Consider the following 23,298-nt stretch of genomic DNA (forward strand, 5'->3'; position numbering starts at 1 on the left):
TGTTCGCCTGAGATGATCCGGCAAAGCCGGATCGCTGGATTGAAGCTACCGGACCGCTGTCATCGCCAGCGGACCGAAAGGGCAGGATTCGGGATATAATCGAAGTGCGGCTTCCAGGGATAAAAATCGCCCTCCCGACGGCGATTGGGAAGATTTTCAATATCCTGATTGATTACCCCCTCCGTCAACGCCATGAGGTTGGGATTGGCGATCGGCGCAAGCTCCGGCGACAGGTAACCGGATTTCACCACCAGAAGCCGCACGTCCTTCGGATCGAAGCCAAGACGGGTAAAATCCGAAATCATGTGATAGGGCCGGCGACGGGCGGCCAGAATGACCGTGATTCCGCCGATGACGATCACAGCCTGTCGCTGATCCGCCGCACCGGGATCGTCCAGTGTCACAACCTCGGCTTCAACGGTGACGGACGGGCTCTTCGGATCAAGACTTCCGCCGATCTTCAGGGAAAGGATCGCGCCTTCGCCCGCCGCAAAACAGGCTTCGACCGCAGGCCTGTCGGTAATGCCGCCCACCAATGCACCCTGCCAGTCACGCGCAAGGAGCGCCGCCAGAACATCGGCGCGATCGCCCACCCCGCCGCCAGTGGGGTTATCGCCCGAGTCCGCCAGAATGATCGGCCGGGTGGTCGTCGTTTCCGCAATATCCAGAATTTTCGCGAGCGGCTCCGTCACGGGACCGAAATGAAAATCCTGCCGGGCGTCCCAGTAGGATTGCGCGATCTCGGCCGCAATTGCCTGTGCGGCCGCTTTATCCGTTCCCGTCACCACGGCGCAAGCAGTCGCTCTCGGTTCATCCGCCCAGACGTAGCCGATCATGAAATTCGCATCCCAGATGCCAGGGCGGGCGTCATGATCAGGAAGGAAAGCATAAAGGCTCTTGGCCGGCTCGTCTTCCGTGGAAGTCTTCTCGCCGGGCAGCAGAACGGGGATTTTCGCCCAGGCGATACCGGGTCTTGTCCCTGTCTCCAGGGCCCTGATCAACATCGTCCAGGCGCGCACCATCGTCTCCCGCACATCGATATGCGGCGCAGTTCGATAGCCGGCAAATATGTCGAGTTGATCGATGATCGTCTGGCTGACATTGCCGTGCAGGTCGTAGCTCGCGGAGATGACGACATCCGGTCCGACCACGGTGCGGGCGCTTGAAATCCAGTCGCCCTCCGCATCGTCCATGCCTTCAACATTCATCGCGCCATGCATGGCGAGATAAAGTCCGTCCAAGGGCAATGAGGCTTTCAGACGCTCGAGGAATTCCCGCTTGAAAGCGTCGTAGGCCGGGCGCGACACCGGACCGCCCGGCACCGCCCGGGCGTGCAGAAGCGGCAGCACCTCCGCTCCGCCTTCGGCGAGAAAGTTGAAATATTCGGCCTCCAGCAACTCCGCGCCGCGAAAGACGCGAAAATCCTCCTGCCCCATCAACACCGGCGAGTAGGTGCTGCACTCGGTATGGATTCCACCAACGGCAATACGCATGTCACCTTCCCCTCAATACACCGGACTAAAGGGAACGATGGCCGCAAAACGCAACCAATCCTTCTGCGCCTTCGGTGTCCAGGCCGCCTCGGCAATGGCCGGTAGCCGCGGGAAGACCAGATGGTTGAAATAGGCGCGGTTGAGGAAATGTTCTGACCAGATGCAGGCCTGAACGCCCTTCATCCTCTCCTTCAACTCCTCTGGAAAATCACCGATCGCCTCATAAGAGTAGGTGTGGGAAGGCGGAACGGTGCCGGCCCAGCTGGCACCCGGCTCCTGCCAGGCTTCGTCCTGAACCATGTCGAGATAATAGGCCTGCCCCGGGGTCATCACCACATCGTAACCCTGCCTTGCGAGTTCAAGGCCGACCTCCGGCTTCTGCCACGCCATCAGCAATGTTCCCGCGGGGTCGACGCCGCCGCCGTGAGAAACCTCGTCCCAGCCGGCCAGCTGACGGCCGCGCTCGTGCAACATGGCCTGAATGCGTTTCATGAAGTGGGACTGGATACCGAAAGTACCATCCAGTCCCTCCTTTTCCATCAGCGCCTTGGCGAGTGGCGAGGCGAGCCAGGATCCGTCCGCAACCTCATCGCCGCCGATGTGGATCAGCCGAGACGGGAACAGCTCTACCATCTCGTCGAAAACCTTGCCGAGGAATTCGTAAGTGAGTTCGATGGCCGGATTGAGCGCGTTGTTAGGATATCCCTGCACGGAGCGATAGCTGTCAGGGGCTTCCTGCCCGTCCGTCAGTTCCGGATAGGCGACGAGGGCAGCCGTACTATGGCCGGGAATATCGACTTCCGGCACGATTTCCACATTCAGCGCCGCAGCATGGGCAACGACCATGCGCACATCGTCCTGGGTATAATAACCGGAGACCGGTTCCGCGCCGTTGCCAAGCTGCGGCAGAAGCGGCGCATCCGGGCCGCGTGTGGCGCCGACCGTGGTCAATAACGGATAAGCCTTGATTTCAAGACGCCACGCCTCATCATCCGTCAGATGCCAGTGGAAGCGGTTCATGCGCAGCCATGCAAGAATATCGATGAGCCGCACGACATCCTGCGTCGGATAAAATTGCCGCGAGACATCCAAGTGGCAGCCGCGCCAGCTATAACGCGGCGCATCGCTGATTGTGCCGGACGCGGGAAAACGGAACCTCGGATCGAGACGGGCGCCATGCAGCAATTGCGCCAGAACCGTCAGGCCATACTGCAGCCCGGCAGCGGCCGAGTATTCCACGACAACAAAGTCAGAGGAAAAGGAAAGGCGATAACCTTCCGCCTCCAGTCCGCTATGCTGTTTGAAGTGCAGGGCCTTTCCCTCATGCACAGGGGCGAGGCTGAAGGGCACGTGCCCGACGGCAAATAGCCTGCGGAACAGCGAAAGCACGGTTTCCACCGCAAGGACTTCATTGGCCTTGGCATCTTCCGACGGGAAGAGCGCGACGGGAAAGCCGTCGCCGGGTTCGGCATCGATTTCGGCAGGCCAGGGCTGGATGGCAAAAGGCAGAACAAGCTTGCCTTCTGGAAGCAGCACCGGCGCCGGCTCGCTGTGACGCCCGTCCAACATCAGGTCCCCGACATCAACGGCGCGATGCGTGCCGTCGGCAAGGCTGATATAGGCGGATTTTGCACCATCCGTGCGATGCCTGGCGGGCCTCAGCAACCCATCGACGGTGAAACGCCAGGATTTGCCGGGTTCCAGCACGAAACCGGCAGGCGGCGCGAATTCATGGAAATTGGCGTTACGGCGCAGATAAACCGCATTGCCGCAAACCGGCTTGTCTACCGTCCGCGTCAGCGACGTGTAAACGATACGGAAATCCCTCAGCGGCTCTCGGGAAAGATTGATCAGCGTGAAGGTGAAGCCTCCGGATGCCGATTCCGCCAGTGGATGCCATGAATTTTCGAGACGATAGTTTGCGAGCGCCATGATGCTCCCCTTTATTGCGCATTTGACCCTATGAAAGGGCTCGGTCAGTAGTGTTCGGATTGCGAAAAAGTGCGGGCCAGCGGCGCCTGCCCCGCCGTGAGACCGCAATCGACCGGCAGGCACACGCCGCTGATGGCCGCCGCCTGCGGTCCCGCCAGAAAGGCGACCGCGTTCGCCACGTCTTCGGGTTTCACGATGCGCCGCAGCGGATACCAGCGCTTCGCCTCCTCGAAGACCTGGGGATTGGCAGCGGCCCGCACCTCCCACGCCTGGGTGCGAACGGTGCCCGGCGCGACAGCGTTGGAACGGATACCGAATTTCCCGTATTCGACGGCGATGAGTTTCGTCAGGTGGATCAATCCGGCCTTCGCCGCACTATAGGCTGGATGGCCAAAAACCGACATGCCGTTGACCGACGTAATATTGACAACGGAACCCTGTGTCCGCTTCAGCGCGTCTTCAAAAGCGCGAAAGCAGAGAAACGGTGCTTCGAGATTAAGGGCATTGTCCTGCCGCCATATTTCGGCGGTCGTGTCGTGCAGACTGACAGCCCTCGCGGCACCGGCATTGTTGACGAGTGTCGCGACATCGCCCAGCTCCGCGACGTCAGCCGCCAGCCTCGAAAGATCTGCAGGATCGGTGACATCGCAGGTTTTTGCAACGAAACCGGATCCGGAAAGCAGAGAAAGCGCATTGGAAAGGGCTTCAGCATCGATATCAACCAGCACCACCTTCGCATGGCTTTCAGAAAGCGCCGCGGCAATCGCCCGCCCGATATCACCTGCCGCGCCGGTCACGATGGCGAGCTGGTCTTTCCTGTCCTTCATCTCCTGCAACTCCCTTGAAGTTTCACGACCCCTGTTGCGGGGTCTCGGGCCGAGCAGCCCACGTTTTCATCATCCCACCTTCAGTCGCCGAGCAATTGCTTGTCATCCGAATCGCGATGCTCCACGAGCTGCTGCTTGATGTGACGCAACGTCACCATCGATCTTTGCCGGTGGTGATAAGCAGCAAGCGTCGCCAGAACATCGACGGCAGCCAGATAGGCGTAGCGCGATGAAGTCGGGCGGAAGATATTGTTTCCCTCGGGCACGTTGACACCCACCACCATATCCGCGGCCGCGGCAAGCGGCGTGTCGCTCTGGGTAAGCGCGATGGTGGTAACCCCCATGTCGCGAGCCAGCCTGAAACACTTCACCAGCTCCATGTTGCGGCCGGAAAAGGAGGAGCCGATAATCACGTCCTCCTTTCGGGCCGCGGCGGTCATCATCAGCTGCATGCTGTGATCGGCGCTGGTGGAGACACGCAAACCCAGGCGAAAAAGCCGGTTCTGGATTTCCGAAGCGATCATTGAGGAGTTGCCGCCCGCGCCGAAGGCATAGATCATGCCGCTATTGGCGATCTTGATCGCCGCTTCATCGGCAAGGGCAGGATCGAGCGTCCTGTCCAACAGGAAAAGTGCTTCCTGAGCCTTGGCAAGCACCTCTTCCGCGACGTCCGAGGGGCCGGTGCTGGACGGTTCGGAGGTGAGGTACCGGATACCGACATAGGCCGTCTTGGCGAGACTGACCTTGAAATCCGAAAAGCTCTGGCAGCCCAGCCGGCGGCAAAACCGCGTCACCGTCGGCGGCGACACTTCGGCGCGGGCGGCAAGTTCAATGATCGACGCATTGACGGCGAATTCGAAATCCGAAACCAGAATATCGGCAATCCGCCGCTCCGATTGCGAGAATTGTCCCCTGTCTTCCTGTATTCTTGCGAAAATATCCATGCTCACCGGTCTCCGTTCCGCCAAAACTTAAGGCTTGGCCCCGTTTCCGATGCACCCTAATCCAGGCCGCCCGTCAACCGAATAAAGCCGGGAACCGCCGTTGTTCCGTCCTCCCGAAGACACGCCTGACATCCTCGACATGAAAACGGTTTTCTCTGTTGATTGGAAGATGAGCATATGCCAACAATAATCACCAGAGAAATTTCCAATTCCTGAAAATAATTTCAACAACGGACCAGAATCATGCGCGATCCCTTCCAAAACCCCTTCGCCGAAACCGACAGCGCCCGCCATTCCATCTGGGAGATGCTGGTAACGCGGGACATCGACGCTTTCCTTACAGCCGACTGGTCCAGGGTAGCGGATGATTTCGTTGAAGACGGCTTCCTCGGCATCAATGCCAGTCGGGATGCAAATCCTGACAACTGGCGCCTGTCTTTCCCCTCCCTTGCCGCCTATCGCGACGAATGGCTGCGGCAGGCGAAGGATTTCCAAACCCAGCAATTTGCTGAAGACCCACGCCATGCGATCTTCACCACTACCACGCTTGAGGAAATCGAAGTGGAAGGCGAAACCGCGCTGGTTCGCAAGAAATTCGACGGCGGAATTCGCAGGGCCGATGGCGGTTTCGACGTCATGAAGTGGCAGACGCTTTATTACTGCCGGCTGCATGAAGGACGCTGGAAGATCAGCGGCTTTACCGGCTACATGCCCAACCCCATGCCGTGATCCAACGGAGATGCTGGAGTTCAGTGAAGGCCGGGCCAAAAGCCCGGCGTTGTTTTTTCGCCCGGTGACGGACAAAAATCGCCGGACACCGATCGCATCAGGAAAAGCCGGGCGCGTTAGGACAGAGTGCATGGCCCGACTCCCAGCCGTTATTGTATCAGCTTGAGGACGGAAAGATCGACGCGCCGCTCGAGAGCAATGCCGCTTTCGTCGAACAGGTGACAATCCGATGCCTTGATGCCGGTGACGATGGGCTCGTCCACCACCACGGGTGCGGAGCCGGAAAGCAGCGCGCAATAATTTTCACCTGTCGGCGCGACGCCATAGGCAATCGTGTTCACACCGAGCCGCTCGATGACACTGGGAGCCACCTTGATGTTGAGGTCCGCCGGCTCGAGGCCGGTATGTTCGGGGCGAATGCCAAGCGTTAGCTGGGCGCCTTCCAGAGCAGCGCGAGGTTCCACCGGCACGGTGATCGTCTGGCCCTCATAAGCCACCGTTACACCCTCGGGACCGACGGATTTGCAGGTGACCTTCAGGAAGTTCATTTTCGGATTACCGATGAACCCCGCGACGAACAGGTTCGCCGGCTTATGATAAAGTTCGAGCGGCGCGCCCACTTGGGCGATTTCGCCGGCATTCAGCACAACGATGCGGTCCGCCATGGTCATGGCCTCCACCTGATCGTGTGTGACATAGATCATCGTTGCCTTGAGCGTCTTGTGAAGATTGGTGAGCTCGATGCGCATATCGGCGCGAAGGGCGGCATCAAGATTGGAAAGCGGTTCGTCGAACAGGAATATCTTCGGTTCACGAACGATGGCGCGACCGATGGCAACGCGCTGGCGCTGTCCGCCGGACAACATGCCGGGGCGTTGCTGCAGGCGCTGGTCGAGCTGAAGAATCTTTGCGACGCTCTCCACCTTGTCCTTGATCTTGCCCTCTTCCATCTTTTCGACGCGCAAAGGAAAAGCGATGTTTTCGAAAACAGTCATATGCGGATAGAGAGCATAGGACTGGAAGACCATGGCGATACCACGCTTGACCGGCGGCAGTTCATTGACCTTCACGCCGTTGATGACGACGTCGCCGCCGGAAATATCCTCAAGGCCGGCGATCATGCGCAGCAAAGTGGACTTGCCGCATCCCGAGGGGCCGACAAAAACGACGAACTCGCCATCCCTGATGTCGAGCTGAACGCCCTTGATGACTTCGAAATGTCCATAGTTCTTGCGGACGTTGTTGAGATAAAGCTGACCCAAGACTTGCCTCTCCCGTCAGCGGCCGAAATCTGGCCGCATTCAGAGACGTTCCGGACCATGAGGCGGAAACCGCGTCAGACCGGAACCGTTGAAAAACACGAGAAAGAGCAGCCACAGGGGGCGGCGACCAATCTCACGGCGAAACGGACCGGCTGCGGGCATTGCGCCCGCAACCGTCGCAATCGGATTATTTATATTGCTCGAGAGCGCCAGAAGCCTTCTTTGCCGCATCTTCCGGCGTTGCCTTGCCGGTAACGACAGACTGAACCATCTCGATCATCACGTCCTGGAAACCCTTGTAGTCCGTGAAGAGCGGCTCCGGCCCACCATAGGCGATACCGTCGATCAGCGGCTTCCAGAAGGGATCCTTCGCAACGAATTCGTCTACCTTGGCAGACGGACGCAGCGGGGTGAGGCCCGCGCCGCCCTGCAGCTCATATTCGCCCTGAGGGCCGGGCGACGTGATGAACTTGGCAAATTCGGTCGCCTTTTCTTCAACCCCGGTTCCCTTGAAGATCGCCAGGCTGTCGGTGATGAGCAGCGTGCCGGGACCCTTGGCTTCCGGGCCGAGCGGCAGGGTCGCGATACCCCAGTTGATCTTGGTTTCCTGCAGGCGTGTTGCGGCGCCCGAGCCGGCCTGGATCATGCCGACCTTACCATCGAGGAAGATGGCGCGGATTTCATTCTGCTCATAGGCCGTTGGGCCTTCCACGGAATAGGGCGTGATGTCCTTATAGGCCGTCAGCGCCGCGACAACCTGCGGGCTGTCGACCGTGATCTTGTCGCCGTCGATCACCTTGCCGTTGTTGGTATAAACCCAATGCATGAACTGGTGCATGGTGTTGTCGAAGGTCTTGGCGGGGAGGCCGTAACCGGCAATACCCGTCTTTTCCTTGATCTGCTTGGCGAAGGCTATTTCTTCAGCCCATGTCTTCGGCGGCACTTCGGGATCGAGACCAGCCTGCTTGAACAGGTCCTTGTTCCAATAGAGCGCCTTGGTCGAGAATGCGACGGGAACGCCCCACTGCGTGTCCTCGAACGTCACCGTGTCGACGATGTTGGGGTAATAGCTCTTCTTTTCGTCTTCGGTCATCGGCACCGGAACGATCAGATCGTTCTGCGCGAACTGCTTCAGCGTGCGCGAACCGACATAGGCCATGGCGACGGGCGTGCCGGCAGCGGCAAGCGTTGTCGCCTTGTCCTGGCACTGCGCCCAGCCGACGACCTCGGGCACAACCTTCCAGCCCTCGTTCTTGCCTTCCCATTCCTTGATGTATTTTTCGTGGATCGGGTCCATCTTGTCGCCGCAATAGATCCAGCTGATCTCCTTGTCGGCCGCGTGCGCCGTCACCGTGGTAAGGGCAGTGGAACCGGCAAATGCGAAAGCGCAGAGCGCCAATCCGTAATGTTTCAGTGCCATAGGTAGTCTCCCGTTTTGGTGGTCGTTCCGGTTGTTGTTTATTTCACCGCGCCGGCGGTCAGCCCGCTGACGAGATATCGTTGCATGAAGAAGATCACGACCATGGCCGGCGCAATGCCGACGAAGCTGGCCGCCATCAACTCATTCCAGATGACTTCCTGACGACCGAAATAGGCGAAGAGGCCGATGGGCAGCGGCATATATTCGGTCTTGGAATTGAAAGTGAGCGCGAAGATGAACTGCTGCGCATAAGCGCCGATGAAGGTTGTGATGGAGACCACGGCGATACCCGGCATCGCAAGCGGCAGGATCACCCGACGGAAGGTGTAGAAGTAGCTTGCGCCATCCACATAGGCCGCCTCTTCCAGTTCCCGCGGGATACGCAGCATATAGGTGCGCAAAAGCCAGATCGCGGTCGGGATCAGGAAAGCGGCTCCGGGAATGATCATCGCCAGATAGGTGTTCAGCACACCCATATTGCGCATCAGCCGGTAAAGCGGGATCAGGAGCACGGCGCCGGAGAACATGTTGATCGCCAGAAATGCACCGAGCAATTGCCCGCGGCCGCGAAACTGGAACCGGGCGAAGGCATATGACGCCGGAACCACCAGAAGCAGAACGATGATCGTGGAGATCGTCGAAATGAAGAACGAGTTGAAAACGTAGCGGGCGAAGCCCGGAACGCTGACCCACATGGTGCGGTAGGCCTCGAAGGAACCGTTTGTCGGCCAGAACTTGTAAGGCGAGGAAAACAGCAGGCTGAGCGGTTTCAGCGAAACCAGGAATCCTTCGACGAAGGGCGCCAGCACGAAGGTCAGGAACACGGCGATACCGCAATAAATCCCGACAATTTCATACCACCTGTAGCGGTTGATCATCGCATTCTTGTCGGTCATCGGCTGGCCTCCTGCGAGATGCGGCTGGTAATGCGGAAGTAGAAATAGGTGAAGATCGACAGGAAGATGCAGATCAGCACGGCGCGCGCGGCACCCTCACCATATTTGTAAGAGCCGATCGCCGTCTTGTACGTGTCGATGATCATGGTCGTGGTCTGGCCGGTCGGTCCGCCCTGCGTCAGGATCCAGATGATATCGAAGGAATTAAAGGTCGAAATCAGCGAGATCATCGACATGGTAATCATCGCGGGCAGCATCAGCGGCAGCGTGATGCGGCGGAAGCGGTAGAGGCGGCTTGCCCCGTCTGTCCATGCGGCCTCGTAGAGATCCTGCGGAATGGCCTGGATGGCCGCCAGCAAATAGAGCGTCACCATCGGCACGCCGATCCAGACGTCAGTGACGATCGTTGCCCAGAATGCCGTTCTGCCATAGGCGAGGAATGCGACCGGACCATCCACCAGGCCGAGGTTCTGCAGCACGCCGGAAATCATGCCGAACTGGCCGTTATACATCCAGCCCCACATGAAGATGCCGATAGCCATCGGCACGATCCATGGCGGCATTGTCAGGATGCGAAACAGCGCCCGGCCGGGAACGGCGGAGTTCAGCAGCACTGCACCAAAGGTGCCGATGATCATCTTTATCGAGACGGAAAAGAACGTCCAGATAAAGGTCCGCGTGATGACATCGGCAAAAGTAGCGTTGAAGATCTTCTCGTAATTGATGAAGCCGACCCAATTTGTCGTTTTCCTGAGCGACGCATCGGTAAAGGACAGGATGAAGGTATCGACAAGCGGATAAGCAACGATAACCGTGATGTATAAAAGCGCCGGCAAAAGAAGGAGCCAGGCAAAGACGACAGCGCTGCGTTTCGCTTCCATCGCGCTGCCCCTCAAGCCGTTTTCACGGCGGGGGATTTCGGCTGCCCATGCAGGGCCAGATCATATGCCTCCCAAACCGGCTTCAGATCGACCACCTTGCGGCCATGACGCGCTTCATCCATCGCAAGCGCCAGAATACCGGCCTCGATTGCGTCGAGCGCGGAAACCGGAAGCGGCGCGCCCTCGACGACATGGGCGATGACATCCTCCGCCATCTGCTCGTCCGCACCATAATGCTGCGAGAGCGTGGTTGCCGCCGAATAGGTCTTGGCCAGGGTCTTTTCATTGGTGCGGGCATTATGCACGTTGAGAAAACCGCGCACGAAATCGCCCTCCGCCATGCCCTTGGCGCCGATGACGCAGAAACGGCGGAAATCATCGGGAACGTTGAGATTGGTATGGAAAGCAAGCGAAGCGCCGTTTTCATATTCGACGATCGCCGTCTGATAATCGATGATGTCGCCGTCGCTGTCGAAAACCTTGTCGGATCCCATCCAGCCGCTCGGCTTGCGATGGTAAACCTCCATGTCGTTGATGCCATCATTCTGCGGCGCATTGGCCGGCGTGAAGCTTTTGCGCCCGCCAAAGCTCGATACGAAACGGGGTCGCGCGCCGACAACACCATTGTAGAGATCGAGATCGTGGCAGCATTTTTCGAGCATGAAGGAGCCGGAATAGTGCTCATAACGCCGCCAGTCGCGCATGAAGAATGCGCCGTGATAGGGCGGAATATGCTCGGAAGCCTCGATGGAAACGACATCGCCAAGCTTACCTTCAGCCTGTGCGGCGCGCAGATCGCGGTAAAGCGGCGAATATCGCAGAACGAGACCCACCAGCAACCGCTCGTGACCATGCTTGTTGAGGAGCCGGGCAAGTTCGAGGCTTTCCTCGATGCTGACGACGATCGGCTTTTCGGAGAAGATGGTGCAACCCGCCTCAAGACCGATGCGGATATGGTCGAGATGCATGTGGTTCGGCGAACCGATCATCAGGAGATCGAATTTTTCATTGGCGATCAAGGCCTCGGGGCTGTCGTAAGCCTTGCCGGCCGAGATCCCCTTTTCCTTGAGACCCGGCAAGCCCGCCGGCGCCGGATCGACATAACCGACGATCTCGAAATCCTTGTCGATCTCATGAAAAACGTAGCCCAGATAACCGAGACGGAATCCGAGTCCGATAATTCCCACCTTCATGAACTTTGTTCCCTGCTCATTAGTAAATAATTTTCGCAGATTCAGCCAATTCTCCGCTGGCTATTCAGTTATCTGCGATAATTTCCAACCATGATGAAATTAGTTTTCAAAACGGTCAAGCAAAATTCGATTTACTCTGGCAAGTCGCGGATATGAAACCGATTCTTCCAGGCCAGCAGGACGCGCAACAGCTATTCACCGGCAACCGATGCCAAAACAATACCAAAAAAATGCCAATCGTCTAGAGCAATTACAATGCTCAGAAAATTTTTTTGGTTAATGCGGAAATTTCGATCATAAGGCCTTAAATTGAGGCACTAGAACGAAAAAAGCTCCGATTAATAATACAAGTTCGCCAATGGTTCTATTTTGGTATTGCTGATCGCGACTTGTGTGGTATAGCCAGAAGCAGCCATATCGTATTGTAACAGAGGTTATGGATGAACGGGGCAGCGCTTAATCTGGAGGATCTGCAATCGGGTGGCGGCCCGCTTTACCTAAAGCTGCGCCAGACGATTGAAGACGCCATCAATGGTGGCCGCCTGAAACATGGCGATGCCTTGCCGCCAGAGCGCGACATTGCGGAAAGTGCCTGCGTCAGCCGCGTCACGGTGCGCAAGGCTGTGGATGACCTCGTGCGCGACGGCCTCCTCGTCCGGCGGCACGGTTCCGGTACCTTTGTCGTCAAGCCGATCACCCGCATGCAACAGCCTCTGACCAAGCTCACTTCGTTTACGGAGGACATGCGCCGGCGTGGCATGACGGCGAGCACCCGATGGCTGGACAGAGGCCTCTTTCACCCCACCGGCGACGAAATGATGGCGCTTGGTCTTTCACAATCGGCCATGGTGGCGCGGCTCACCCGTCTGCGCCTTGCCAATGACCAGCCGATCGCGCTCGAAGTCACGAGCCTGCCAGGCGATATTCTGCCCGACCCGCAACAGGTCGAAAATTCGCTCTATCTTGAGCTTGAGAAAAGTGGCATTCGCCCGGTGCGCGCCATCCAGCGCATCTCTGCCCGTAACCTTACCGATGAAGAAACCCTGCTGCTTGGCGTTCCGCCGGGCTCGGCAGCGCTTTCCGTTCAGCGAATGGCCTATCTGGAAAGCGGGCGCCTCATGGAAATCTCCCGTGCGCTGTACCGCAGCGACGCCTATGACCTCGTCGCCGAACTGACGATGGGCCCCGAGTGACCACCAGTGATCAAGGACAGAAACAATGACAACCCTGATGCGCCAGGAAATCGATGAGATTCCCGATGCAGTCGCCCGCCTGCTCGACAATGCCAATTCGGACTTCCAGGAAGCCGGCGCCAAGCTGAAGGCCCGTGATCCGGCCGTTATCGTCACAATCGCCCGTGGATCTTCCGATCACGCCGCCCATTTCCTGAAATATGCCGTCGAACTGCAGACCGGGCTTCCGGTCGCCTCGCTCGGCCCGTCGCTCGCCTCGATCTACCAGACCAAGCTGCGGCTGGAACGGGCGGCGGCCATTGCCGTTTCGCAATCGGGCAAGAGCCCGGATATCGTCGCCTTGGCGCAAAGTGCGCGCGATGGCGGCGCGCTCACTTTCTCGCTCGTCAACACCCTGCCATCTGCGCTCGGCGATGCCGCCGATCACGCCATCGATATACAGGCTGGCCCGGAAAAAGCCGTGGCTGCCACCAAATCCTTCGTCAACTCCATCGTTGCCGGTCTCGCGATCCTTGCCGAATGGACGGAAGACAACCTGCTTGCCAAGGCGATCAGCGCCCTGCCGCAGAATTTCGCCCGGGCTGTCGCCCTTGACTGGAGCCACATCGGCGAGGCGGTCAAGGGTGAGGAATCGCTTTATATGCTTGGCCGTGGTCCTGCTCTCGCCATCGCCGCGGAAGCCGCGCTGAAATGCAAGGAAACCTGCGAACTGCACGCGGAAGCCTATTCGTCGGCGGAAGTCATGCATGGCCCGGTTTCGCTGGTCGCGCCGAGATTTCCGGTCATCGCCTTTGCCGCCCGTGACCGCGCCGAGACCTCCGTGACGGAAATTGCCGCAAATCTCTCCCGCAAGGGCGCCAATGTTTTCGTTACATCCTCAAAAGGCAGCCCCGCCAAGTCCCTGCCCTTCGTGGAAACCAACCATCCGCTGACCGATGCATTGTTGTTGATCGCGCCGTTTTACGGCTTCATCGAGCAATTGTCGCGCCTGCGCGGCTTCAACCCGGATGCGCCGGTGGCGTTGAAGAAGGTGACGGAAACTCAATGAGCGGCATAAAGGCATTTGTCGGCGCCCGCATTTTCGATGGTGCCGCATGGCACGACGACAGGGTGCTCGTGACCGTGGATGGCCGTGTCGGCGACATCAGTGGCCGCATGTCCGCACCGGCAGAAGCCGAGATCATCGACGCGCCAGGATTGCTTATCACGCCTGGCTTCATTGACCTTCAGGTCAACGGCGGCGGTGGGGTGATGTTCAATAACCAGCCGGATGCGAAAGGAATAGCCCGGATCTGCTCTGCCCATGCGAAATTCGGCACCACGGCGCTAATGGTCACGCTCATCACCGACCGGCCGGATATCACATTGCGAGCCGCCGAAGCGGGCATTGACGCCCAAAGAGAAAGGGTGCCCGGCTTTCTCGGCCTGCATTTCGAGGGCCCGCATCTTTCGGTTGCCCGCAAGGGCACACATGATCCGGCACTGATCCGCAAAATGGAAGCGCCTGATCTGGCGGTGCTGACCGGATGCAAGGCAAAACTCCCCTTCGTGATGACGACCGTTGCCCCAGAGAATGTAACCTTGGAACAGGTCAAGGCGCTGGCAGAAGCCGGCATCGTCGTCAGTCTCGGCCACACGGACACAGGACTCGACATGGCGACTGCCTATGCCGAAGCAGGTGCTTCGATGGTCACACATCTTTTCAATGCCATGAGCCCGCTCGGTCATCGCGAGCCGGGGCTCGTGGGGGCGGCACTTTCAAACGGCAAGCTCGATTGTGGATTGATCGCCGACGGTTTCCATGTCGATCCGGCCGCGATCGGCATTGCGCTGCGCGCAAAGAATGGCCCGGCCCACATCTTCCTCGTCACGGATGCCATGTCGACTATCGGCACCGACGATGATGGTTTTGAACTGAATGGCAGGCGTGTCTATCGCAACGGCGGCCGGCTGACGCTTGAAGACGGTACGCTGGCGGGGGCGGATATCGATATGCTCTCCTGCATTCGCTTCATGCACGAAAAGCTGGACGCGCCGCTGGAAGAGGCCTTGAGAATGGCGTCAGCCTATCCTGCCGAGGCAATCGGCGCTTCTGGCAAAGGCAGACTTCTGCCTGGTTTCGATGCGGATTTTGTCATGCTTACACCTGACCTTCAGATGCATTCGACATGGATCGGCGGAGATAAGATCCACGATGCCGCACGCTCCGGAGGCTGAATCATGATCGTTTGTTTCGATATAGGCGGAACGACCATCAAGGGCGCGATTGCCTACGCTCCTGACGATATTCGCCCCGTGCCGCGCATCCCGACTCCAAAGACCAGCTTTGAAGACTTTGCCGCCGGCCTGAAATCCGTCATCGACAATAGTGGCGGCACACCCGCCTGCGTGTCGCTGTCGATTGCCGGCGTCATCGATGCCGACACCGGCAGGGCCACTGTCGCCAATATTCCAAGTATTCATGGCCGCGCGCTGAAGGACGAACTGGAACAGGCGCTGGGCCTTCCTGTCATCGTCTCCAACGATGCCGACTGTTTCGTGATGGCCGAATCGGAGATCGGTTCCGGGCGGGGCCATCGCGTGGTTTTTGGCGTCATCCTCGGAACCGGTGTCGGCGGAGGTCTGGTGATCGACGGCCGGCTCATCAACAGCGAGGGTGGCTTCGCCGGCGAATGGGGCCACGGACCCGTGGCTGCAACGCGGGCCGGCAACCCGCCGGTCGAGTTGCCTCGGTTCGAATGCGGCTGTGGCCTCACGGGTTGTATCGATGCCATTGGCAGCGCCCGCGGCATGGAAAAGCTTCATATGCATCTCCACCGGCAGGACATGACCAGCGAGGAGATCATCGCAGCCTGGCTGGGCGGCAACCCGGACGCCGCAAGAACCATCGATATCCTTGTCGATATTCTCGCTTCGCCGCTGGCGATGGTGATAAACGTCACCGGGGCAACCATCGTGCCGGTCGGCGGCGGCCTGTCAAACTCCAGGGAACTGCTTGCCACACTGGATGAAGCGGTCAGAGCCCGAATTCTCCGTCGCTTCGCCCGGCCGCTTGTCGTACCTGCCATCTGCAGGATTGAACCGGGACTGATCGGCTCGGCCGTTCTCGGGCTTAAACATGCACGGGTGATCGAAGAGGCCTGAGCGGACGCTTGCACGCCACCGAAGGATCAACGGGTCAACTTCTCCCGTCGGAAACCGAGGCCGATCAAACGGCCGGCGAGATGGGCGAGAAGCGGAACGCGGGCAATGATGCGCACGAAAGCGGGGGGCCCTTTCGCCTTGCGGCTATCGCCTTGATCCTTCTTCCGGCTGCTGCGCATCATCAATTGCAGCTTTTGTGTCGCCTTTGTCGGAAATGAGCGCCGCGCTTCGATGGCCATCAATTCCCGCTCGCCGGGCTTTTCGCCCCGCGCAAGAACGGGAATGAGAATATTTGCGGCGGCAACGGCATCCTGAATGGCAAGATTGACACCGACGCCGCCAATGGGCGACATGGCGTGAGCCGCGTCACCGATGCAGATGAGGCCAGGCTTCCACCATCGCTTCAGCCGGTCGATCCTGACCGTCAGCAGATGCACATCGTCAAAGGTCTGAAGTTCGAGAAGCCGTTCCTGCGGCAGCGGGCACACTTTCGCCACCGCATCGCGGAACGCTGCGATACCCTGAACCTTCATCTCGGCGAAGGTTCCGCGGCGGACCACAAAACCGCACTGCCAATAATCGCCGCGATCTATCAGGACGAAACCCTGCTGGGGGCCGGCATGCCCCATGGTTTCCGCCGGATCGCCCGGCTGCCTGGATAGTTTCATCCAGAGAACCTCCGTCGGCTGCCCGAAGCTTTCCACCAACAGACCTGCCTTGTCCCGCACGATTGAATTGCGGCCATCCGCCCCGATCACGAGCTCGGCATCGATCTCCAGCGGCCCGTCGGACGTATCCACCACGAGACCCGCAACAACGCCATCGCGCTCGCGCAGACCCGAGACACCTGCATTCATGAGCAGCGTGAAATTCTCATATTGCCCTGCCTTGCCGGCAAGAAAGCTTAGGAAATCCCATTGCGGCATGAAGGCGATGAAACGGTTTCTCGCAGGCAGCCGGGAAAAATCGGCGATGGTGACCGTCCGACCCGCAATCTCGGCATGAAGTTTCTGCGCTCTCGTATGCGGCAGCGCCAGAAACTCCCGAATGAAGCCTAGCTGCTCAACAATATCGAGAGTGGAAGGATGAATGGTATCGCCCCGAAAATCGCGCAGGAAATCGCCATGCTTTTCAACGATGGTGACATCGATACCTGCTCTCGCAAGGAGGAGCCCGAGCATGAGCCCGGCAGGGCCAGCTCCGGCAATGGCAACCCTTGTGATGATCCGCTTCCGCTCTGGCATTTCGGCGTCAAGGCTCCCGGCAACCATACGATCCCCCACCACCATCAAGTCTTTTGCGCAGGTAAGGCCACGTTTTTCGGTTGCGGCCACCCCTGTGCGTCGAACCGGAACAACATATCGGACCTGGCGAAGATAAAGGCGAAGGCCATGGCCGTCCACATGCCGAGCAGCAGCCCGGCCGCCACATCGCTCGGATAATGCGCGCCGACAATGACACGTGAGACACCGATCACAAGGGCAAGCAGAAGAAACGCCCAGCGAAAGCGCGGCATAAGCATGGCAAAGACACCGAAAAACGCTCCGGCAGCCGTGGAATGGCCGGAAGGAAAGCTTTCATAAAGATTGTCTCCGGTGAAGGGTGTGAGGCTATACGCCCCCATTTCCAGAAGGAGCTCCGGTCGCGCCCGGCCGATCAGGAACTTTAGCGTATGAACGAGAATGCTCGCGGTCCCGATTGTCAGAAAGAAATAGGAGAGAAGCCGCCACGCTGTCCGCAACCGGCCATGATAGGTCTGCGCGCTGAGAACCCGCGCCGCGACATAGGCAAGAATGGCCAGCGCGCCGGCGGAATAAAGCATCCAGCGGAAAGTTCCGAAATCGGTAATCGCACGATTAAAGGATACCACTGCACCGGGCAACGCCTGCGCGCTTTCCGAGAGGCGCGGATCAAAAGGGATAAAGGCCGCAACCAGCACAAGGCTCGCCGCAAAAATCCATCCGCTGGAAACGAGAAAACGCCGCATCAATATCCTCTCATCGTTTTTCTTGCATATGGCTTTGCCATCCGCAAAAACAATAGGCTGGCTTTGTCCTTGTTATGGCTTGTTTTCGCGGGTAGAGGCTAAAGCATATAGCCCGAAAACGTGCAGTACCTTCGGGAGAACGGCACGCCCGAAGAATTGCGACCAGCAACGGACCGACGGACTGAAAATGACGAATGCCAGTGAAATGCCCCGCAAGCTGACGATCTTGGGTTCGACGGGTTCGATCGGCTCCAATACGCTGGATGTGGTCCGTCAACTGGGCGGCAGGGGCCAATTCGAGATCGTGGCTTTGACCGGCGCCGGGAATATCGCCCTTCTGGCGGAGCAGGCGCGACAATTCGGCGCGGAGCTTGCCGTCACCGCCGAGGACGACAAATACGAAGACCTCAAGTCCGCTCTCGCAGGAACGGGCATAAAGACCGCGGCAGGCAAATCCGGTCTTGAAGAGGCGGCTTCGATGGATGCCGGCTGGGTGATGGCGGCCATTGCCGGAACCCCCGGTCTGGCCCCCACGGTGACTGCGGCCAGGCGTGGCGCAGATATCGCTCTCGCCAACAAGGAGTGCCTCGTTTCGGCGGGCGATGTTTTTATACGCACGGTCAAGCAGGGTGGCGGCAGGCTGATCCCGGTCGACAGCGAGCACAGCGCAATCTTCCAGTGCCTCACGGGCGATCACAGAGAGGCTGTGGAACGCATCATCCTGACGGCTTCCGGCGGCCCGTTCCGCACATGGTCGCGCGAAGAAATGGCCAATGTCACGGCGGACGTCGCCCGCGCCCATCCCAACTGGTCAATGGGGTTGAAGGTTTCCATCGGCAGCGCCTCCATGTTCAACAAGGGACTGGAGATGATCGAGGCGAAATATCTCTTCGATCTCAGGCCCGATCAGGTTGAGGTAATAGTCCATCCGCAGTCGATCGTGCATTCGATGGTTGGCTACAGCGACGGCTCTTATATCGCGCAGATCGGATCTCCCGATATGCGCACCGCCATTTCTTACGCCCTTACCTATCCTGAGCGCGGACAGCTGAACGTCGAACGGCTGGATTTCGCAAAACTGGCGAGGCTCGATTTTGAGGCGCCGGATGAGGCACGGTTCCCGGCACTTCGGCTGGCGCGAACCGCGCTGGAGCGCGGTGGCTTACAGGGTGCCGCCCTGAACGCCGCCGAGGAGACCGCCTTTCACGCCTTCGTCGACGGCGCCATCGGTTTCCTCGATATGGCGGACATCGTGGAAACGGTTATGGACCGGATGGATGACGGCCGCAGCGCTGGCACGATCGAAGATGTATTCGCGGCAGATGAGGAAGCCCGCCGCCATGCCGGCGAACTCATCTCCACCAAAGAAAAGGCCGCGTAAACGCGGCCCGATTTCCCTATCCGAAGAGTTTCCTTACGCCACCGCACGCGCCAGCGCACAATGCGACCAGAGTTGATGCAGCGCGCCGACCAGATGCTCGATGTCCGCGTCGCTATGCAGCGGGGTCGGGGTGATGCGCAGACGCTCGGTCTTACGCGGCACGGTCGGATAATTGATCGGCTGCACATAGACGCCGTGACTGTCGAGCAGGATATCAGATATCCATTTGCACTTGGCAGCATCGCCCACCATGACCGGCACGATGTGGCTTGGATTGTCCATATGCGGAATGCCGCGCGCATCGAGAAGTCCACGCAGCTTCCGCACGCGGTCCTGATGCCGGGCCCGCTCGAAAGGGCTTGCCTTTAGATGCTGGATCGAAGCAATCGCTCCGGCGGCGAGCGACGGCGGCAATGCCGTGGTGAAGATGAAGCCGGAAGCGAAGGAGCGGATGAAATCGCAGACCGCGGTGGAGCCGGTAATGTAACCCCCCATGACGCCGAAGGCCTTGCCGAGCGTTCCCTCGATGATCGTCAGGCGATCCATCAGGCCTTCGCGCTCGGCAATGCCGCCGCCGCGCGGGCCGTACATGCCCACAGCGTGGACTTCATCGAGATAGGTCATGGCGCCATAACGATCGGCAAGATCGCAGATTTCCCTGATCGGCGCGATATCGCCGTCCATGGAATAAACGGATTCGAAAGCGATGAGCTTCGGCGCGTTCGGATCAGCGGCCTGGAGCTTGGCCTCGAGGTCCTCGAGATCATTGTGCTTCCAGATCACCCTCTCACAACGGCCATAACGGATGCCCTCGATCATTGAGGCATGGTTGAGCGCGTCCGAAAAGATGATCAGGCCAGGTATCTTCTGGCCGAGCGTGCCGAGGGTAGCCCAGTTGGACACATAGCCTGAGGTGAAGATCAGCGCCGATTCCTTGCCATGGAGGTCAGCAAGTTCGCGCTCGAGCAGGACGTGATAGTGGTTGGTGCCAGAAATATTCCGGGTGCCTCCCGCACCCGCGCCACAGTGATCAATGGCGGCTTTCATGGCTTCGACAACCTTCGGGTTCTGGCCCATGCCGAGATAGTCGTTGGAACACCAGACAGTAACGTCCTTGCGTTCACCATTGGCGTTATACCGGGTCGCGCGGGGGAAATTGCCCTGCTGGCGTTCGATATCCGCAAAAACGCGATAGCGTCCCTCAGAATGCAGGCTTTGCAGTTCCGTCGTGAAAAATGCCTCGAAGTCCATGCCATGCTCCAGAATTGACCAGCTCGTTCTCTGCCTCGTTGCCGGGACCGTCAACCCTTCCGGGCTATTTTAGCCGCCACTGCGTCAATTCGCCGTTGTTTTGAACCATTCCAATAAACCGTTTATAGCCGCTCATGAAAAGCGCAAAATTGATTCACATCAAAAAAGCGGATTTTTGGAACCTTTTTTGCGCCGCGCCGTTGTTTGGGGCACAATCGATTTACGCTCGGAGGAATGCCTTAAGTGGAGGCTTCCCTAAACGACATCGAATTGTTAGTTATCTGTGGCGGTCGGAGGTAGCAGTCGCCGCAGATAAATATGGGACGCCTACCGAGCCAAAGAGCTCATTGTAACGTTGGAGAGAGTTTCATGAAAAAGGCAATCATATTTGCGCTGGTCGGCCTGTCGCTCGCAAGCTGCACGCAGACTGAAAAGGGTGCTTCGATTGGTGCCGTTTCCGGCGCCGTTATCGGTGGCGCGGTCACTGGCAACGTTCGTGGCGCAGCTGTTGGCGCAGCGATCGGTGGCGTCGGTGGTGCTTTGATTGGCAACGCTTCCGAGCCGGGCTATTGCTATTACCGCGACCAGTACGGCCAGCGTTACACGGCACGTTGCCGCTAATCGCTTCGCGAAATACCGTTGCACAGAAGCCCCGGTCATCCGGGGCTTTTTGCGTTATGGGCTGCAAAACAGATGCCGAGGGTCCTCAAAGCCGTTTATTTATGATTAAATTGCAATGTTAACGGAGAGGAAACGGGTTAGGGCGACAATAAAGGCTCAACCATAAAGCAGCTTATGCGAAGAACACGAACTAACCCGAAGACAGGTATTGCGTATCGGAAAGCTGGCACCGCGCTTGCGGTTGCTGTGACGTTCGCCCTGTATCCGGCTTTTGCGCGTGATGCCTTCGCCTTTAAACTGTTCGGCATGCGCCTGTGGGGTTCGGAAGAACCGGAGGTCGAGGTTATCAACCCCGTCAAATATGCCGTCACGCTCAACGCTCCCGACGCCGACAAATCCCTGACGGACAGCCTCGAAAACAGTTCCCTTCTTTTGGCCGACAAGGACAAGCCTGCCTCAGGCGATCTCGGACTCCTGATAAAGGCAAGGGACGACAGGGACAGGCTGATTGCAGCGCTTTATGAAAACGCCCGCTATGGCGGTATTGTCAATGTCACCGTGGCCGGGAGGAATGTCGACGACCTGCCGCCCAACCCGGTTTTCGACCATAGCGCGCCCGTTCCCGTGGTCATAACCGTTACGCCCGGTCCCAAATTCACACTCGGCAATATCCGTCTCGAAGGCGACGTCACAGGCCGCAATCTCGAGGAATACGGCCTGACGACGGGCGGCGATGCCGGCTCCCTGGCGATCATCCGCGCCGGCAACAAGCTGATCGATGATCTGAAGGCCGAAGGCCGCCCGCTTGCCAAGCTGACGAAACGCGAGGCCGTTGCAAACCACGCGACAAACACTGTCGACATCACCATGGCGGCCGAAGGCGGCCCCGTCGCCCCACTCGGCACGGTCACCGTCACCGGTGAAAAAACCGTCGATGGGGATTTCATCCGCCGCTATTCGCGCCTCAATGGCGGCGAGCCCTATTCGCCGGAAAAACTGCGCAAGGCCGCCGATCGCCTGCGCCAGCTCGGCGTTTTTTCCAGCCTGACGATCAAGGAGGCAGGAACGCTCGCCCGCGACGGCACCATTCCGTTGACCATCGAAGTGTCCGAAGGCAAGCACCGCTATTTCGGCGTCGGCGCACAATATTCCACCACCGAAGGCATTGGTCTTCAGGGCTACTGGGGCCACAGAAACCTGTTCGGCCAGGCCGAATCGCTGCGCATCGAGGGCTCGGTCTCGCGCATTGCAGAGGCATCGAGCGTGGAAGGCATGGACTATTCGGCGGGCATTACCTTTACGAAGCCCGGAATGTTCAATCCCCGCACGACATTCAAGACCAGCCTGATTGCCAAGACCGAGCATCCGGACACCTACGAAGCCAAGACGCTGACTGGGACTGCCGGTTTCAGTTATGAACTAAACGATACCGACACGGCTGCCGCGGGCCTGGAGGTGCAGTGGGCCGATACAGACGACGCCTTCGGAAAGAACGAATATCTTACCACGTCCATTCCGCTGGAATTCGTTCGCGATACCCGCGACGACAAGCTCAACCCAACCGAAGGCTTTCGTGCATCGGTGGCCGCCAAGCCCAGCTATGAGGCCCTGAACGGCACCTTCTTCTCCTCTTTCGAAGGTTCGATTACCGGGTACAAGGGGCTGGGCGCCGAAGACAGGCTGATCATGGCCGGAAAACTGTCGGGCGGCGTGCTCGTCGGCGGAAGCGACCTGCAGGACATCCCCACCACCCGCCGCTTTTATGCCGGGGGCGGCGGGTCCGTGCGTGGCTATAGCTATCAGGAAATATCGCCTTATAATGCGGCAGGCGACGCGACCGGCGGTCGCTCCTATGTCGTTGGCTCCATTGAAGCCCGCATCAAGGTCACCGACACGATCGGTATCGTACCTTTTATCGATGCGGGTGTGGTCTCGGAAGACGTGACCCCGGACTTTTCCGACATTCGGGCTGGCGCCGGTATCGGGCTGCGTTACGCGACACCCTTCGGGCCTCTGCGTCTGGATGTCGCCACGCCGCTAGACAAATACGATGGCGGCAACAGTTTCGGCATTTATGCTGGCATCGGTCAGTCTTTTTAAACGCCGCAGTCGAACACCCTTGCAACAGAGTGTAGATTACCCTT

Annotated in this window: 20 protein-coding genes; 8 read left to right on the plus strand and 12 right to left on the minus strand. The window is 58.9% G+C overall.

The window, feature by feature from the left end:
• Positions 1–59 precede the first annotated feature (59 nt).
• The 4 genes from AGR2A_RS00230 to AGR2A_RS00245 all read right to left on the minus strand — a co-directional run bounded on the left by AGR2A_RS00230 (position 60) and on the right by AGR2A_RS00245 (position 5,196).
• Entirely contained in the window at positions 60–1,493 is a 1,434-nt protein-coding gene (locus tag AGR2A_RS00230; protein ID WP_072495124.1) for a M81 family metallopeptidase, read from the minus strand.
• Between the two features lie 12 nt (positions 1,494–1,505).
• Complete coding sequence (locus tag AGR2A_RS00235; RefSeq protein ID WP_072495125.1) at positions 1,506–3,425, minus strand: beta-N-acetylhexosaminidase; 1,920 nt, start codon at positions 3,423–3,425, stop codon at positions 1,506–1,508.
• A gap of 44 nt (positions 3,426–3,469) precedes the next feature.
• The gene (locus AGR2A_RS00240; RefSeq protein WP_072495126.1) at positions 3,470–4,252 is read right to left on the minus strand and encodes an SDR family oxidoreductase; all 783 of its coding nucleotides are present in this window, start codon (positions 4,250–4,252) and stop codon (positions 3,470–3,472) included.
• A gap of 80 nt (positions 4,253–4,332) precedes the next feature.
• On the minus strand, positions 4,333–5,196 hold the full coding sequence (locus tag AGR2A_RS00245) for a MurR/RpiR family transcriptional regulator (protein WP_072495127.1): 864 nt from the start codon (positions 5,194–5,196) through the stop codon (positions 4,333–4,335).
• A gap of 243 nt (positions 5,197–5,439) precedes the next feature.
• Between AGR2A_RS00245 and AGR2A_RS00250 the strand changes: the two genes are divergently transcribed.
• The gene (locus tag AGR2A_RS00250; protein WP_072495128.1) at positions 5,440–5,925 is read left to right on the plus strand and encodes a hypothetical protein; all 486 of its coding nucleotides are present in this window, start codon (positions 5,440–5,442) and stop codon (positions 5,923–5,925) included.
• A gap of 149 nt (positions 5,926–6,074) precedes the next feature.
• On the opposite strand, the gene AGR2A_RS00255 is transcribed toward AGR2A_RS00250, so the two are convergent.
• From AGR2A_RS00255 to AGR2A_RS00275, 5 genes are all read right to left on the minus strand, one after another.
• Entirely contained in the window at positions 6,075–7,187 is a 1,113-nt protein-coding gene (locus AGR2A_RS00255; protein WP_022556917.1) for an ABC transporter ATP-binding protein, read from the minus strand.
• 187 nt (positions 7,188–7,374) lie between these two features.
• Entirely contained in the window at positions 7,375–8,607 is a 1,233-nt protein-coding gene (locus tag AGR2A_RS00260) for an ABC transporter substrate-binding protein (protein ID WP_072495129.1), read from the minus strand.
• Between the two features lie 38 nt (positions 8,608–8,645).
• Positions 8,646–9,503, minus strand: a complete 858-nt coding sequence (locus tag AGR2A_RS00265; protein ID WP_004443724.1) for a carbohydrate ABC transporter permease — start codon at positions 9,501–9,503, stop codon at positions 8,646–8,648.
• Positions 9,500–10,384 (minus strand): carbohydrate ABC transporter permease, encoded by an 885-nt coding sequence (locus AGR2A_RS00270; protein ID WP_004443728.1) that lies wholly within the window; start codon positions 10,382–10,384, stop codon positions 9,500–9,502. The genes AGR2A_RS00265 and AGR2A_RS00270 overlap by 4 nt, the downstream gene beginning before the upstream one ends.
• An 11-nt stretch (positions 10,385–10,395) precedes the next feature.
• A complete protein-coding gene (locus AGR2A_RS00275) occupies positions 10,396–11,577 on the minus strand; it encodes a Gfo/Idh/MocA family protein (RefSeq protein ID WP_004443731.1) in 1,182 nt (393 codons plus the stop codon).
• Between the two features lie 440 nt (positions 11,578–12,017).
• On the opposite strand from AGR2A_RS00275, the gene AGR2A_RS00285 reads away from it, so the two are divergent.
• From AGR2A_RS00285 to AGR2A_RS00300, 4 genes are read left to right on the plus strand one after another with little or no spacing between them, the layout of a single operon-like run.
• Positions 12,018–12,770 carry a GntR family transcriptional regulator gene (locus tag AGR2A_RS00285; protein ID WP_006698212.1) on the plus strand — a complete coding sequence of 251 codons (753 nt, stop codon included), beginning with the start codon at positions 12,018–12,020 and terminating at the stop codon, positions 12,768–12,770.
• Between the two features lie 25 nt (positions 12,771–12,795).
• The gene (locus AGR2A_RS00290; protein ID WP_072495130.1) at positions 12,796–13,818 is read left to right on the plus strand and encodes an SIS domain-containing protein; all 1,023 of its coding nucleotides are present in this window, start codon (positions 12,796–12,798) and stop codon (positions 13,816–13,818) included.
• A complete protein-coding gene (gene nagA, locus AGR2A_RS00295) occupies positions 13,815–14,987 on the plus strand; it encodes an N-acetylglucosamine-6-phosphate deacetylase (protein ID WP_035210268.1) in 1,173 nt (390 codons plus the stop codon). The genes AGR2A_RS00290 and nagA overlap by 4 nt, the downstream gene beginning before the upstream one ends.
• A gap of 3 nt (positions 14,988–14,990) precedes the next feature.
• Positions 14,991–15,914 (plus strand): ROK family protein, encoded by a 924-nt coding sequence (locus AGR2A_RS00300; protein WP_035210269.1) that lies wholly within the window; start codon positions 14,991–14,993, stop codon positions 15,912–15,914.
• A 26-nt stretch (positions 15,915–15,940) separates the two neighbouring features.
• On the opposite strand, the gene AGR2A_RS00305 is transcribed toward AGR2A_RS00300, so the two are convergent.
• Both AGR2A_RS00305 and AGR2A_RS00310 read right to left on the minus strand, forming a co-directional pair.
• A complete protein-coding gene (locus tag AGR2A_RS00305) occupies positions 15,941–17,185 on the minus strand; it encodes an FAD-dependent oxidoreductase (protein ID WP_427832649.1) in 1,245 nt (414 codons plus the stop codon).
• A 17-nt stretch (positions 17,186–17,202) separates the two neighbouring features.
• Positions 17,203–17,901, minus strand: a complete 699-nt coding sequence (locus AGR2A_RS00310; RefSeq protein WP_072495131.1) for a phosphatase PAP2 family protein — start codon at positions 17,899–17,901, stop codon at positions 17,203–17,205.
• A 187-nt stretch (positions 17,902–18,088) separates the two neighbouring features.
• Here AGR2A_RS00310 and dxr point away from each other — a divergent pair, with 187 nt between their 5' ends.
• Entirely contained in the window at positions 18,089–19,282 is a 1,194-nt protein-coding gene (dxr, locus tag AGR2A_RS00315) for a 1-deoxy-D-xylulose-5-phosphate reductoisomerase (protein ID WP_037090241.1), read from the plus strand.
• Between the two features lie 33 nt (positions 19,283–19,315).
• On the opposite strand, the gene hemA is transcribed toward dxr, so the two are convergent.
• Positions 19,316–20,533, minus strand: a complete 1,218-nt coding sequence (hemA, locus tag AGR2A_RS00320; RefSeq protein WP_004443751.1) for a 5-aminolevulinate synthase — start codon at positions 20,531–20,533, stop codon at positions 19,316–19,318.
• Positions 20,534–20,902: 369 nt separating this feature from the next.
• On the opposite strand from hemA, the gene AGR2A_RS00325 reads away from it, so the two are divergent.
• Together AGR2A_RS00325 and AGR2A_RS00330 are read left to right on the plus strand one after the other, a co-directional pair.
• Entirely contained in the window at positions 20,903–21,154 is a 252-nt protein-coding gene (locus tag AGR2A_RS00325) for a YMGG-like glycine zipper-containing protein (RefSeq protein WP_004443753.1), read from the plus strand.
• Between the two features lie 174 nt (positions 21,155–21,328).
• Positions 21,329–23,254, plus strand: coding sequence for an autotransporter assembly complex protein TamA (locus AGR2A_RS00330; protein WP_052114193.1), 1,926 nt, complete (start codon positions 21,329–21,331; stop codon positions 23,252–23,254).
• Positions 23,255–23,298 lie beyond the last annotated feature (44 nt).

The sequence above is a fragment of the Agrobacterium genomosp. 2 str. CFBP 5494 genome, assembly GCF_900013495.1.
GTDB classification, from domain to species: Bacteria; Pseudomonadota; Alphaproteobacteria; order Rhizobiales; family Rhizobiaceae; genus Agrobacterium; species Agrobacterium pusense.